Source organism: Pseudomonas sp. FW305-E2 (genome assembly GCF_058782925.1).
Genome location: NZ_JBYSYE010000075.1, coordinates 1 through 14538 on the forward strand (window position 1 = coordinate 1; position 14538 = coordinate 14538).

Consider the following 14538-nt stretch of genomic DNA (forward strand, 5'->3'; position numbering starts at 1 on the left):
CCCCGTCACCCACGCGCCCGCCGGTAAATTTGCCGGGCGGCGGCTCGTTTACTGGCCATACACCTCTCCAGAGGACAGCGGCCATTCGCCGGCAAGGCCGGCCCCCATGCTGCTGTCCTTCGCCTCGACTGCCACAGGGACCGCCATGCACGAATCACTGGATGCCGACTCGCTCGCTGAAGACTTGCTGGACGACGCCTTGCTCGCCCTCCTCCAGGATGAGCGGCCTGAACCCGACCGGATAGCACCACGCGAGAGCGCCGGGCCGGCCCCCCTCTCCTTCGCCCAGCAGCGCCTGTGGTACCTGCAGCAGTTCAACCCGCAGAGCGCGGCGTACAACCTGCCACGGGCACTGTCACTGAAGGGTGAACTGCATGGCCAGCACCTGACCATGGCCTTGCAGGCGGTGGTCGACCGCCATGACATCCTGCGCAGCAGGTTCGCCGAGGTCGAGGGCATACCGCAGCAGTTCGTCGAAGCCGACGCACGCCTCGAAATGCCCTGCGAAGACCTGACCGCCATGCCCGCCACGCAACGCCCTCATGCATTGCAGCGGCTCATCGAAGCGGATGCGCTGGCACCGTTCGACCTCGGCAAGGCGCCCCTGATCCGGGCCCGGCTGGTGAAAGTACAAGGTGACGAGCATGTGTTGCTGCTGAACATGCACCACATCGTTTCAGACGCCTGGTCCAATCCAATCCTGCTGCAGGACCTGCTGGGCGCCTATTCGCAGGCAGCCGCCCAGGGAGCCTGCAAGCTGCAACGGCCCGCCATCCAGTATGCCGATTACGCCATCTGGCAACGCCAGGCTTACCTGCAAAGCGATGCGTGCCAAGCGTCTGCCCGCTACTGGCATACCCGGCTGGGTGACGAACTGCAGCCGTTGATGTTGCCGGGTGACCTCGACCCGCGCTGCGCTGGCGTGCCGCCTGAGGGCACCAGTGCCCGCTACCATGGCCTGCAACTGGACGCCGAGGTGTTCCAGGCCCTGCTGCAGCTCAGCCGGCAGCAGGGCGTGCAACCCTTCGTCATCGCCCTGGCCGCCTGGCAGGTGCTGCTGGGCCGCTACAGTGGCCAGCGGCAATTCACCCTCGGCGTGCCCAGCGCCGGGCGCAACCGCAGCGAAACCCAGCAGCTGGTAGGGTTCTTCGTCAGCACCCAGATCTACCGCGCCGAACTCGACCCGCAGCAATCCGTGCGGACCCTGCTGCAAAACCTGCGGGAGCAGTCTATTGCGGCCCTGAGCCACAGCGACTACCCGATGGAGCTGTACCTGGAGACGCTGCAGCACAACGGCCAGGTGCTACCCACCCAGTTGTTCCAGGCCCTGTTCAACTGGCGCGTGGCCGGGACTGCCAGCGGCCCGCTGGCCCTGGGCCCACTGCAGCTGGACTTCCTCGATACCGCCAGCGCCCAGGCCAAATGCCTGATCGGCATCGACCTTGAATACGCAGCCGACGGCCTTGGCTTCAGCCTGGAATACGACTGCAGCCAGTTCAGCCACGGCACCGTGCAACGCATGGCCCGGCACTGGCAGAACCTGCTGCTGGCCATGGCCCGGGGGCCCGAGCAACGGCTGGGCGAGCTCGACATGCTGGGCACGCCGGAGCAGCAGGCCACCTTCGCCCAGTGGAACCCGGCCCCCGCCGAGCACCCGGCCGATCAGGCCCTGCACAGCCGCATCGAAGCCCAGGTGCAGCGCACCCCCGATGCCATCGCCGTCACCTGCGAGGGCCAGGCCCTGAGCTATGCCCAGCTCAACCAGCGTGCCAACGCCCTGGCCCGGCGCCTGGTCGACGACGGGGTCGGGCCCGACGTGCTGGTCGGCCTGGCTGCCGAGCGCTCGCTGGACATGGTCGTTGGCATCTTCGCCATCCTCAAGGCTGGCGGCGCCTACGTGCCGCTGGACCCGGCCTACCCGGCCGACCGTTTGGCCTACATGATCGAAGACAGCGGCTTGCAGCGCGTGCTGGCCCAGCCCCAGGTGCTGGCCAGCCTGCCGGTGCCGGCAGGCGTGCGCGTGCTCAGCCTGGAAAGCAGCGATGACAGCAGCCAGGCCGACCCGCTGGCCTGCTCGCCGGTCACGGTCAGCCCGGACAACCTCGCCTACGTGATCTACACCTCCGGTTCCACCGGCAAGCCCAAGGGCGTGCTGCTGCCGCAGCGCAACGTGCTGCGCCTGTTCACGGCCACCGACGCCGACTTCCGCTTCGGCAGCGACGACGTGTGGAGCCTGTTCCACTCCTATGCCTTCGACTTCTCGGTGTGGGAAATCTTCGGCGCCCTGCTGTACGGCGGGCGCCTGGTGATCGTGCCGCAGCACACCAGCCGCTCGCCCGAGGCCTTTTACCAGCTGCTGGCCGACGAGCAGGTCACGGTGCTGAACCAGACCCCGTCGGCGTTCAAGCAACTGATGGCAGTGGCCACCACGGCCGAGCCGCAGCGGCCACTGGCATTGCGCAGCGTGGTGTTCGGGGGCGAGGCGCTGGACGTCAACAGCCTGGCACCGTGGTTCGAACGCTTCGGCGACCGCCAGCCGCAGCTGGTGAACATGTACGGCATCACCGAAACCACCGTGCATGTCAGCTACCGGCCGCTGTCGCGGGCCGACCTGGGCAAGGCGGCCAGCAGCCCGATGGGCGTGCCGATCCCCGACCTGTCCTGGTATGTGCTCGACGGCGACCTGAACCCGGTAGCCAAAGGCTGCATTGGCGAGCTGTACGTCGGCCGCGCCGGCCTGGCGCGCGGCTACCTCAAGCGCAGCGACCTGAGCGCCACGCGCTTCGTGCCGGACCCGTTCGGTGCCCCTGGCGGGCGCCTGTACCGCACCGGTGACCTGGCGCGCTACCACGCCGACGGGGTGATCGAATACGCCGGGCGCATCGACCACCAGGTGAAGATCCGCGGCTTCCGCATCGAGCTGGGTGAGATCGAAGCCCGCCTGCAGGCCCAGCCGCAGGTGCGCGAGGCCCTGGTGCTGGCCCAGGAAGGCGCGACCGGCCAGCAGCTGGTGGCCTACCTGATCCCCGCTGCCGAGGTAGCGCTGGAGCAGCAGGCCGGGCTGCGCGCGCAGCTGCGCGAACAGCTGAAGGAAGCGCTGCCGGACTACATGGTCCCGGCGCACCTGCTGCTGCTCGACCGGTGGCCGCTGACAGCCAACGGCAAGCTCGACCGCAAGGCCTTGCCCAAGGCCGATGCCAGCCTGCTGCAGCAAGCCTACAACGCTCCCCAGGGCGCGCTGGAACAGGCCTTGGCCACGTTGTGGCAAACCGCGCTCAACGTCGAACGTATCAGCCGCGACGATCACTTCTTCGAACTGGGTGGCCACTCGTTGCTGGCCATCCAGCTGCTGGCCAGCATCAAGCAGGCACTGGGCCTGGCAGTGCGTATCCAGGACCTGCTCGCCTACCCCCGCATCGACCTGTTGGCTGCACATCTGGGCCGTGAGCATGCCTGTGCGAGCCCGTGCATCGTGCCCCTCAACCGCCCGGCCACACCGCTGCCTGCATTGTTCTGTATCCACCCCAGCGGCGGCATGGTCTTCAGCTATCAGCCGCTGGCCAGGTGCCTGGAACCGCAGGCTTGCGTCTACGGCGTGCAGCACCGGGGCGGCAGCCCGGCGCCGGCCGAACAGCAGGGCTGGCAAGCGATGATCACCGACTACACCGCACAGATCCGCCAGGCACAACCGTCCGGGCCATACCGCCTGATGGGCTGGTCCCTGGGCGGCAGCATTGCCTGGGACATCGCCCGGCAGCTGGAACAGGCCGGCTGCGAAGTCGCATTCCTGGGGCTGGTCGACAGCACCCTGCCCGAGGCGCAGTTGAGCCGCGCCGCGTTCCCCCCTCACACCCCTCGCCCAGCCCGCCACAGCGATACGCCGGGCCAGCGCGAGCTGCAAGACACCGTCGAGCTGTTCGGCCTGTTGTTCCCGCAGGCCAAACAGGCCGCCGCCGAGCAGCTGCACGCCAACCCTACTCAGGACGTCAAGGCGTTCTACCAGTGGGCCACGGCGCACCTGGCTGACGCTGGCAGCGATGTCCAGGGCGTGCTGGCCAGTGCCAAGGCCCAGATCATGAATGCCCAGGCGTTCGACATCCACGATCAGCTGGAAGCGAGCTTCGCCGATTTCACCCTCACTCCGCTCAGGGTCAAGCCCAGTTGCTGGTGGTCGCAGGTGCACAAGAGCGCAGCACACATTCACGCCGCCGAGCAGGTCATCCGCCAGTTCTGCGCAGGGGGTGAGCTGGACGTTTCGCTGCACTCACCCTACCCACACGAAACCATGATGCTGGAGCAGCCCCTGATCGACTCGTTCATCGAGGCGTTCGGCCGTAGCTGCCCGGCACCCTGAATACCCCGTCACACCTGCCAAAAAGGAAACGTTCGCCATGAAGTGCGCCCCCTACACCGTCACCGGCCTGGCCCTTGCCCTGGCCATGGCGGCCTGCCCGCTACTCGCCCAGGCTGCCAGCAAGACCCCGGGCGAGGTCTTCCAGGATTGCAAGGCCGGCTGCCCGGAAATGGTCGTGCTGCCTGCGGGCAGTTTCGTCATGGGCACGCCGGATGACGAACCGGGCAAGCAGCCCGACGAAGGCCCGCAACATACCGTGACCTTCGCCAAACCCTTCGCCATCAGCCGCTTCCAGGTCACCGCCGGCGAGCTGGATGCCTATATCAAGGAAACCGGCGTGGTCATCAAGGACGGTGACAAACGCCCAGGGCGCCTGTGCCAGGCCAGCAAGCCTCGCTACCCGCAAGGGCCGCGCCAGCCGGCAGTGTGCGTTGATTACTACGATGTGCAGGCCTATGCGCAGTGGCTGAGCAAAAAGACCGGCCACACTTACCGCATGCTCAGCGAGGCCGAACGCGAGTACGCGGCACGGGCCGGCTCCACCGGGCCGTTCCCGTTCCCGTTCGATGAAGAAGGCGACTACCAGATCAGCAAGCACGCCAATACCTACGGCCCCAAGGACGGCTACAGCTACACCTCACCGGTAGGCAGCTACCCGCCCAATGCCTTTGGCGTCTATGACATGCACGGTAACGTGTATGAATGGGTCGCCGACTGCTACCACAAGGACTACGTCGGCGCGCCCAGCGATGGCAGCGCCTGGATGGAGGCCGACGGCGGGCTTTGCCAGGCGGCGCACATGCGCGGGAATGACTGGGGTGAAGCGCCGATCTTCTCGCGTTCGGGCAATCGCAATGATCGCGAACGCACGGTACGTGGCGACTTCCTGGGCTTTCGTGTAGCGCGGGAGCTGTGACCTGGCGCAGGCCATCTGGGCGGGGTACCCGCCAAGATGGCCTGCGTGGCCCCAGGTTCAGAACTGTGGGGTGTATTTGACCGAGAACATGAAGTTGCGAGGGTCGCCGTAGTAGTTGTTGGCACTGACCGCAGCATACGACGGGATGTAGTACACCTTGTCGAAGATGTTGTTGAAGTTGACCGCCAGGCTGACTTCATCGCTGACCTTGTAACCAAGGCGCGCATTCCAGATGGTGAAGCCGGGCGAATCGAATTTGCGGTCGTAGGCAACGGTGCTGCTCTGGCTGTTGAAACCGCCGCCGACACTGAAGCGGCTGAAGTCACCAGGCAGGGTGTAGTCCGTCCACACCTTCACCGAGTGTTTCGGCGTCCAGGTGGAGAAGATCTTGCCCTCGTTCGTGTTGTCCTTGAGGTACTTGGTGGTGTTGTAGACGTAACTGGCCGACGCTTGCAGGCCTGGCAGCACCTCACCGTTGATCTCGGCTTCAAGGCCTTGGCTACGCACTTTGCCAGACGCTGCCGCGCAGTTGGAGCCGCCACACAACGATTCGGTGTTCAGAATCGGCACCGCGCGGTTTTCATGGTCATAGCGGAACAGCGCGACGCTGGTATTGACCTGGCCGTCGTTGAGCTCGCCCTTCAAGCCCAGCTCGTAGTTGCTACCTGTGATCGGCTCGATCGTGGAACCACCCACGCCAATGGCACTCTGCGGGATGAAGACGTCGGCATAGCTGGCGTAGGCCGACCATTGCGGCGTCAATTCGTAAACCAGGCCCGCGTAGGGGGTGACAACACCGTTGTTGGCCTTGGAGGCCGGGCTGTCGTATTGATGGACGCCGGCCTGATAGACCTGGGAATCGTAATCATAGGAGTACCAGCTGGTACGCCCGCCCAGGATCAAGGTCAGCGGGTCGGTCAGCTTGACGCGCCAGGTACCGTAGATACCTTTCTGCACGATCTTGTACTGGCTGTCGGTACGCGTGCCACGGGCCGCCAGGCTGTCGTAGTTCTCGAAGGGCAAGTGGTTGTCGAGATCGAAAATGTTCGCCCCCGCGCTGCGCACCACCGCCATGGTGTTGTCGCTGGTGAAGCGTGAGTAGTTACCGCCGAAGACCACTTCCTGGTCGAAGCCAAAACCGTTGAAGTCGCCATCGACGAACATGTCCAGGCCGCGGCTGTGGGAGTTGAAATCGGTGGCATAGCGCCAGTCGAACAACCCAGACCCATCGTTGGCCAGGCCGGTCGGCGCTACCACGTAGGCGTAGGTCATTTCGTTGCGCTCGTTGATCGCCACCGCCGCGGTCTTGAACTTCCAGTGGTCGTTGAAGCGGTGCTCGAGGTCGACATACAACGCCAGCTGCTCGGTCATGCCGCGGTTCCAGTCGGAGCCGGTGAAGGTCGAGCGCGACAAGCCTACGTCCCGGCCATCACTGAAGCGCGGCAAACCGGCGACCATGGGCGTGAAACGCGTCTTGCGATCGCTGATGCCGACACCGAGGGTGGTGTCTTCAGACAGGTCGAAGTCCAGCGCACCGTAGACCTTCTGCTCCCAGCCGCCCACATAGTCGATGAACGAGTTGCGCGTATCGTAGTCGACCACGGCACGCCCACGGATGTTGCCCGCCTCGTTCAGCGGGCCGCCAACGTCAACCTGGGTGGCATAGTGGTCCCAGGAACCGGCCTGGGCGGTCAGGGTGACTGTCGGCTTGGCCTGGCCGCGCTTGCGCACGAAGTTGATCGCGCCACCGGGGCTGTTGGCCCCCTGCAGCAGCGCAGCGCCGCCACGCAGCAGTTCGACACGGTCATAGAATGCCGTGGGTTCCGTCAGGTAGCTGCCCAGCGCGTAGATGCCACGGGTCATGGGCACGCCATCGTACTGCAGCGAATCGATTTCAAAACCGCGCGAGGTGATGAAGCCGCCGGTACCCGGGCTTTTGGCGAAGGTCATGCCCGGCGCGTTGGCCAACAGCGTCGGCAAGTCGGTGATGTTCTGGTCATCCATGCGCTTGCGGGTCATCACCGACACGCTCTGCGGAATGTCCTTGAGCTTGTGTTCGCTCTTGCCGATGGTGACGCCACCGGTGGTATACGAGTTGCTGCCTTCGGTGGTCACGCCCAACGTGTTGCCCGTGATGCTGGTGGTGCCCAGCTCCAGCGCCGAGGACGCTGGCCGCTCACGCCGCACCAGGGTCAGGGTATCGCCCTCCAGGCTGTAGCTGACCGGCAAGCCGCGCAACAGCTTGGCCACTGCCGCATCGACGGTGTAGCTGCCACGCACTTCATTGCCACGCAGGTCGGCCATTTCCGAGGCGTTGTAGATGAACTGCACATCGGCCTGCTCGCCAAGCGCACGCAGGGCGTTGGGCAGCGACTGGGCAGCGATGTCGAAGTTGACCCCCTGAGCCCAGACCTGGGCGGCCATGGGCAGCATCAATGCGGCGCCCAGCACCCCTTTGCCGAGCAACGCCCGTGATGAGCGGGCGCTGATCGAGCGGGACATGCAAAGCGCCTTGACCAATGGTTTGAACTCGAAAAATCCTGCTGGCATGGTATTTCTCTATTTATATCGTGTAATGAAATCGTCCCGCGCCCGCCAACGGCCCCCAAACGGCCGAGCTGCCCATCCTCCCCCGGACAGATCCCGCGACAGACGCCTGACACGCAAGTCAAAACGGCTTGCCACGTGTGGCTTTCAGCGCGCTCCTACATAAGACGCATCACCCTGGAAAATCCAGAATGAGAATTTTTTGCATTAGTATCTCGCCGGCATCCTTCCACGCAATCGGCACGGCAGTACGGGGGAGGCAATGCAAATGACCCCAGGGGCGGGTTGCCCGCCCCTGGGCGTGGTGAGGCTCAGCGGCTCTTTTCCAGCAGCCGGGCTTTTTCTTCAGGGCTCATGCTGTCGAGCCGCAGACGGGCCTGGGCCAGCTTGAGCAACTGGCCAGGGTTGGCTTCGCGCTCGCGCAGCGCCTGGGCAAGGGTGGCAACCGTAGCGTGGTCGAAGATGACGCCTGGATTGATGTCGCACTGCAGCAACTTGCGAATACCTGCCGCCAGCTTGATGACCAGCAGCGAATGCCCGCCCAGTGCAAAAAAGTCCTGCTCGATGCCCACTTGCTCCAGCCCCAGCAGTTGCGCCATGCGCTGCGCAATCACGGTTTCCAGTGCATCACGCGGGGCCAGCAGACCCGCCGCAGGTTCCTTGCCCACCTGCCGCAACGCTTGCCGGTCGAGCTTGCCGTTGCCCAGGCGCGGCAACCGCGGCAATGCCTGCAGGGTGCGCGGCAGCATCACCGCCGGCAGTTGCCGTGCAAGGTACTCGCGGACCGCGTCCAGTGCAGCCGCCGTGGCCTCGTCGCGCAAGCTGACATACGCGCTCAGCGCTTCTCCATCACACAACACCGCCGCCTCGACCACCTGCGGTGCACCCGACAGCTGTGCCTCGATCTCCGCCAGCTCGATGCGGAAGCCGCGTATCTTCACCTGATGGTCGCGCCGGCCTTGCAGCTCGATAGCACCGTCCGGGCGATAGCGGGCCAGGTCGCCGGTGCGGTAAAGCCGCTCGCCCGCCACGAACGGGCTCTCGACGAACGCCGGCGGGTCACTTTGCACGTCTTGCAGGTAGCCGCGACACACCTGCTGCCCACCGACATACAGTTCGCCCAGCACGCCGGTGACCGCCAACTGCAAGTGCTGATCCAGCACATAGACCTGGTTGTTGGGCAACACCTGCGACAACCCGAGGGTGCCGGTCGGTACCGCCCGAACCGGGTGCACCATGACCCCGACCGTGGTTTCGGTCGGGCCGTAATGGTTGAACAGCTTGCAGTCCGGACGTATCTGCAACAGGCGCTGCAGCAACGCCGCGCTCGGGGCTTCCCCCCCCAGGATGACGGTGGCCGGTACTGCCGGTGCCTTCGACTCCAGCAGCGCGCTCAGGTGCGACGGTACGATCTTCAGGCAGTCGATTGCCTGCTGCTCGAGGTACGCAGCAAACAGTTCAGCATCCTTCATCACCTCGTCGGCGGCCACGTGCAGTGTCGCACCCACATACAAGGCTGCGAACAGCGTGGTATGGCCAAGGTCGGCCGACACCGTCGAGCCGAATGCGAAGTGACGACAGCCCTCCAGCGCCAGCGTGTGGCACACGCCTGCGGTGTAGTTCAGCAGGTGCCGGTGCTCGATCACCACCCCTTTTGGGGTGCCTGTCGAGCCCGAGGTGAACAGGACATAGGCGGCATCGCTGGCGCTGGCTGCATGCGGTTGCAGCGGTGCAGTGTCAACCGCCAGCGGGTACAGGCTGTCAAGGCTCAGCGCCGCTATGCCCTGCTCACGCAGGCTGGCCACCGCTGCCGGTTCGACCAGCACCTGCGTGGCCCCCGCCTGTGTCATCAGGCGCACCTGCCGGGCAACGGGCCAGTGCGGCTCCAGCGCCAGGTAGGCTGCGCCGACACGCCAACTGGCCAACATCGCCACGACCCAGTCCAGCGAACGCGGCAGCGCCAGTGCCAGCACCGCCCCGGGTTGCACGCCAGCCTGCTGCAGCGCCAGCGCCAGGCGCTGCACTGCCAACTCCAGTTGGGCGTAACTCAGGCCCGCGTCACCTGCGACCAGCGCCAGCGCGTCGGGGGTGTCGATTGCCCACTGGCTGATCTGGGCCGCCAGTGATGTCGCGGCCAGTGGTTGCGGCGCGGGGTTGATCGACAGCAGGCGCTGGCGCTCGGCTTCACCCAGCAGGTTCAACTGCCGCAGCGGGCGGTCCGGCGCCTGGACGATGCTGCGCAGCAATTCAATGTACTGCTCCAGCAGGCCTTGCATGCCGCGCGCACTGTAGCGCCCGGCCAGGTAATCCAGGCTCACGGTAATCGGTTGGTCAGCACCCGCTGCTGGGCAAATGCGCAGCTGCAGCTCGATGCCCGCCGGCAGGCGTGGCGCCAGTAGCTCGCCCTGCCAGCACAGTCCGCCGGCAACCTGCGGCGCGAGCGCCGGCGTAGTGGAAAACGCCACGGTCGGCACGGCTGTGGGCACCCATTCCGGTACCCAGTACTCCTGCCACGCCACATGCTGCTCCAGCGCGGCGCCGAGCGCTGCAAGGTGCTCGCCGAAACGGGTTTCGTCAGCCCACTGCAGGCACAACGGCAATAACTTGCTGAACGACCCCGCACTGTTCGCGAAGTAGTCATAATCCTTTCGCGCATCGTGCTGCCAGGCGCCCAACAACCGGTTGCTGTCGCCAAGCCGGCCCAGCAAGGCCCACCAGGCCGCCTGCAGCAGCGTGTCCAGGCTGGCCTGACGGGCGTCGGCCAGGCGTTGCAACTGCCCCTGCAAGGCCAGCGGCAGATTCACCTGATGGTGTGCCTGATGCGTCGCTGGTTGGTCCTGGCGATAGGCTGGCCAAGGCGCGCTCATGCCCTGCTCCGTTGGCATCAGGTGCCCTTGCCAGTAGCCACGGGCTGCCGCTGCATCCTCATCCTGGGCCACTTCGGCACGCCACTCCAGATACTGCCCGAAGGCTTCAGGCAGGTCTTCATCCGGCACGGCTGGCGTGTCATACAACGCCGCCAGGTCACGGTACAGCATGGCCATGCCAGCCGCGTCGCAGGCAAAGCCCGCCACCCCCAGCCATAGATGCCACTGCTCGGCATCGGCGGCCGGTACCAGCAAGGCCTGGGCGGCTGGCAGCTGGTCGATTTCGAAGCGCTGCTGCAACCAAGGCTCCAGCAGTGCCGGCGCACCTGCCTCGGCCTGCACTGCCAGCGTCAGGGCTGGCCGCCGGGCGCCGATGAACTGGCGCATGCCGCGGTATCCCGGGGCAGTGCCCAGGCGCCCGGCCAATATCGGGTGGCGCTCGACCAAGCGCTCAAGCGCCTGGCTCAGGCGCGCCGGGTCCGGCCGGCCCTGAACGCTGATCTTCAGCAGCGTCGCGGCCTGTGCCCAGTCCGGGCAAGCGGGCAAGGCATTGAGCCAGTGTTGCTGGTCGACGGTCAGGGCAAAACCGATGTCCTCGGCCTGGTCTACGTAACCGTTCATCCCTGGGCCTCCTCGGTCGCCATCACCTGCATGGCCGCAGCCGCCTCCAGCGCGGCCCGGTCGAACATGTCGCCCATCGCCACGACGATCTTGCGCGGCCCCTCGTACGGGTCACGGGCATGCGCCGCCAGCATGTTGTCGACCAGGATCACGTCGCCTTTCTGCCATTGGAACCGCACGGCACAGGCTTCATACAGCTCGCCGATCAGTTGCATGTCCTGGTCGGGGATCGGCGAACCATCGCCGAAGTACACATGCCGTGGCATGCGCTCCAGGCCGAACATGGCCAGCAGGTCTTCGCGTGCATCGGGCTCCAGCCAATAGATGTGGTGCAGCTGCACCTGGTTGAAGAACGAGCGTGCGCCGGTGATCGGGTGCGTGATGATTGCCGGGCAGCGGGTGCGGGTCTGCAACTCGTCGTTGTCCAGCCAGCGCCATTCGATGCCAGCGGCACGGCAACGGGCCTCGACCTCGGCGCGGTCATCGGTGCGGAAGAAATGCTGCCATGGCACGTCGAGCTTGTCGGCGAACGTGCGCACATACAGCAGCCCTTTGTCCTCGAGGGTTTGCCGCAGTGCCTGCGGCAGCTTTTCGTACATCAGGCGGCAGTCGACCACCGGCGTGGCACCGCCGACCGGCGAAGGCTGCTCGCAATAGAACATCTGCTTGCGCGGCCAGCTGTCCTGGTGCGCACTCTCGTTATGGAACAAGATCATTTTGTTTTCCGGGTACGGCGTGGAGCGGTAGGTGTTCTTGCCCCCCTCCTTCTTCGGCAGGTCACCGTATTGACCGTAAAGCCCCGGCTGTACAGCTTCGGCGAATGCTTCAAACCCCTGGATACCCTCCAGGGCAAAGCCGCGGAACAGGATCCCGGCATGCTCGCCCAGCTTGCGCTCGACCAGCGGCCGGTTGTTGCGCACCCACTCGATCAGGTCGATCGATGCGTCGCCAGGCTCGACGAGCAACGGGAACAGCTGGCCTGGTACCAGCAGCGACTCGCGCACCGCAGCCCGTGGCGGTGCAGCTGCAGTGGCGCCGGCAGAGCGCTTGAGAAATTTGCCCAGCTTGTCGGCCTTGCTGGTCGGGGCGCTTACCGGTGTGCTGCCAGCCAGGCCGCCACCCTGTAATGGAACGTTCATCGCTTGCCACCTCATATCCTGAACACTGACGATCTGTTCGAGCATCGCGATCCATGCGCTGACGAGTCGCTGGATATGCTCTTGCCTGAAAAGCGTTGTCGCAAACTGCCAGTTGCCACTGAGCTGCCCGGCCTCCTGTTCGATGAACAGGGCCATGTCGAACTTCGAATAGAGCGCCGGGGCGGGCAGCGCCTGCACGGTAATGTCGGCCAGGGCTTCGCTGCGTACGGGCAGGTTGTTCATCACGAACAGCACCTGCACCAGCGGGTTCATGCCGCGCACCCGCGGGGCGCCATGGGCCTCGACGATCATGTCGAACGGCAGGTCCTGATGCTCCAGGGCCGCGAGCAAGGTGCGCTGGGTGCCCTGCACGAAGTCACCGAAGGCCAGCCCATCGCTCACCCTGGAACGCAGCGGCAATACATTGACGAAGAAGCCGATCAGGCCTTCCAGTTCGCTGTGCTGGCGGCCTGCGGTGTCGGCCCCGACCAGTACGTCGTGGGCACCGCTGGTCTGGTGCATCAACCACTGGAACGCCGCCAGCAGCGTGCTGTACAGGGTCACCCCGGCCTTGGCCGCGAACTGGCCAAGCGCATCGGTCAATGCCGGCGACAGGCTAAAGTCCACCGCACCGCCGGCATGGGAGGCCTGCTCGCTGCGCGGCTGTTCCAGTGGCAGCTCAAGGCGGCCGGTATGGCCCGCCAAGGCCTGTTGCCAGTAGCTTGCCTGGCGCTGCAGCTCACCCGCCTGCTCGAGGGCCTGCTGCCACAAGGCAAAGTCTGAATACTGCAGCGGTAACGGCGCCAGAAGGTGGGTCTGCCCTGGGGCGCTGTGACGGTAGATTTCAACCAGGTCGCGGACCAGCACGCCCATCGACCAGCCATCGGAGATGATGTGGTGCATGGTGAAGAACAGCACATGTTCCTGGTCTGCCAGGCGCGCCAGACGGCAGCGCAACAACGGCGCATGCTCCAGTGCAATCGGTGTGCTGGCGTTGGCCAGGGTGGCTTCGGCAATGCACCGTTGCTGCTCCTGCGGGCTGAACCCGGACCAGTCGTCGAGGGCGATATCCACCTCGATCCGGTCGGCAATCAGCGCCAGCGGATCACCCTCGTCGTCCTGCACGTAGGCCGTACGCAACACTTCATGTCGCTGCGCCAGCGCGTTCAGGCTGTTGCGCAACACCTCGACCTGCAGCGGCCCTTGCAGGCGCAGGGCCAATGGCATGCCGTAAGCAGCGCTGCCCCCGGACAATTGCTCGGCAACCCACAAGCGCCGCTGCATCAACGACAACGGTGCGGTGGCTTTTTCTCCATGGGCCAATAGCTCGACACCGTGCGCGGTCGCAGCCTTGCCAGCGCCGCCGAGCGCTGCCAGCAGGCGCTCCAGCACCGGGTGATCGAACAGGTCACGCAACGTCACTTGCACACCCGGCAGCTTGCGCATCCGCGATACCGCCTGGGTCGCCAGCAACGAGTGACCACCCAGCTCGAAGAAGTGGTCGCCAAGGCCCACCCGCTCAAGGCCGAGCACCTCCTGCCAGATACCCGCAACGTGCTGCTCGAGCGGGGTTTGCGGCGCCCGGTAGGCCTGCTGCAGGGCGCTGTTGTCGGGCTTGGGCAAAGCCTTGCGGTCGAGCTTGCCGTTGGCCGTCACCGGCCAGGCCTGCACCTGCAGGATGTGCGTTGGCACCATGTAGTCCGGCAGGCTGCCCTTGAGCTGTTCGCGAAGGCTGTCACGCAGTTCGGCGGCGTCCACTGCCATGCCCTGCTCTTCGGCCAGTACGTAGGCCACCAGCTGCTGGCCATGCCCGCTGTCCTGGGCCAGCACCACCGCCTCGCGCACCTGCGGGTGCTCCAGCACCCGTGCCTCGATTTCACCCAGTTCGATACGCAGCCCGCGCACCTTCACCTGATGGTCGATGCGCCCGCAGTACTCGATCACCCCGCTGTCGCGGTAGCGCGCCAGGTCGCCGGTGCGGTACAGCCGCTGGCCGTGGCTGCCGAACGGGTCGGGTACGAAACGCTCGGCCGTCAGCGACGGGCGACGATGGTAACCACGCGCCAGGCCCTGGCCACCGAGCATCAGCTCGCC

General features: G+C 65.6%; 5 protein-coding genes. 2 read left to right on the plus strand and 3 right to left on the minus strand.

The features are described from left to right. Positions 1–106: 106 nt before the first annotated feature. On the plus strand, positions 107–4354 hold the full coding sequence (locus tag AC3WLP_RS27175; RefSeq protein ID WP_492576383.1) for an amino acid adenylation domain-containing protein: 4248 nt from the start codon (positions 107–109) through the stop codon (positions 4352–4354). 37 nt (positions 4355–4391) lie between these two features. Next, complete coding sequence (gene pvdO, locus AC3WLP_RS27180) at positions 4392–5270, plus strand: dihydropyoverdine dehydrogenase (protein WP_003255995.1); 879 nt, start codon at positions 4392–4394, stop codon at positions 5268–5270. Positions 5271–5327: 57 nt separating this feature from the next. On the opposite strand, the gene AC3WLP_RS27185 is transcribed toward pvdO, so the two are convergent. From AC3WLP_RS27185 to AC3WLP_RS27195, 3 genes are all read right to left on the minus strand, one after another. Further along, positions 5328–7820 carry a TonB-dependent siderophore receptor gene (locus tag AC3WLP_RS27185; protein WP_012051731.1) on the minus strand — a complete coding sequence of 831 codons (2493 nt, stop codon included), beginning with the start codon at positions 7818–7820 and terminating at the stop codon, positions 5328–5330. A gap of 308 nt (positions 7821–8128) precedes the next feature. Then, positions 8129–11305: a non-ribosomal peptide synthetase gene (locus tag AC3WLP_RS27190; RefSeq protein WP_088513736.1), complete on the minus strand. Its 3177-nt coding sequence runs from the start codon at positions 11303–11305 to the stop codon at positions 8129–8131. Next, on the minus strand, positions 11302–14538 hold a 3237-nt coding region (locus tag AC3WLP_RS27195; protein ID WP_492576384.1), incomplete at its 5' end, for a condensation domain-containing protein. The genes AC3WLP_RS27190 and AC3WLP_RS27195, both read right to left, overlap by 4 nt.

What these genes read in the sequence shown, in the direction of transcription:
- AC3WLP_RS27190 (WP_088513736.1), bottom strand. Translation starts at nt 11,305, where the DNA reads ATGAACGGTTACGTAGACCAGGCCGAGGACATCGGTTTTGCCCTGACC.
- pvdO (WP_003255995.1), top strand. Translation starts at nt 4,392, where the DNA reads ATGAAGTGCGCCCCCTACACCGTCACCGGCCTGGCCCTTGCCCTGGCC.
- AC3WLP_RS27185 (WP_012051731.1), bottom strand. Translation starts at nt 7,820, where the DNA reads ATGCCAGCAGGATTTTTCGAGTTCAAACCATTGGTCAAGGCGCTTTGC.
- AC3WLP_RS27175 (WP_492576383.1), top strand. Translation starts at nt 107, where the DNA reads ATGCTGCTGTCCTTCGCCTCGACTGCCACAGGGACCGCCATGCACGAA.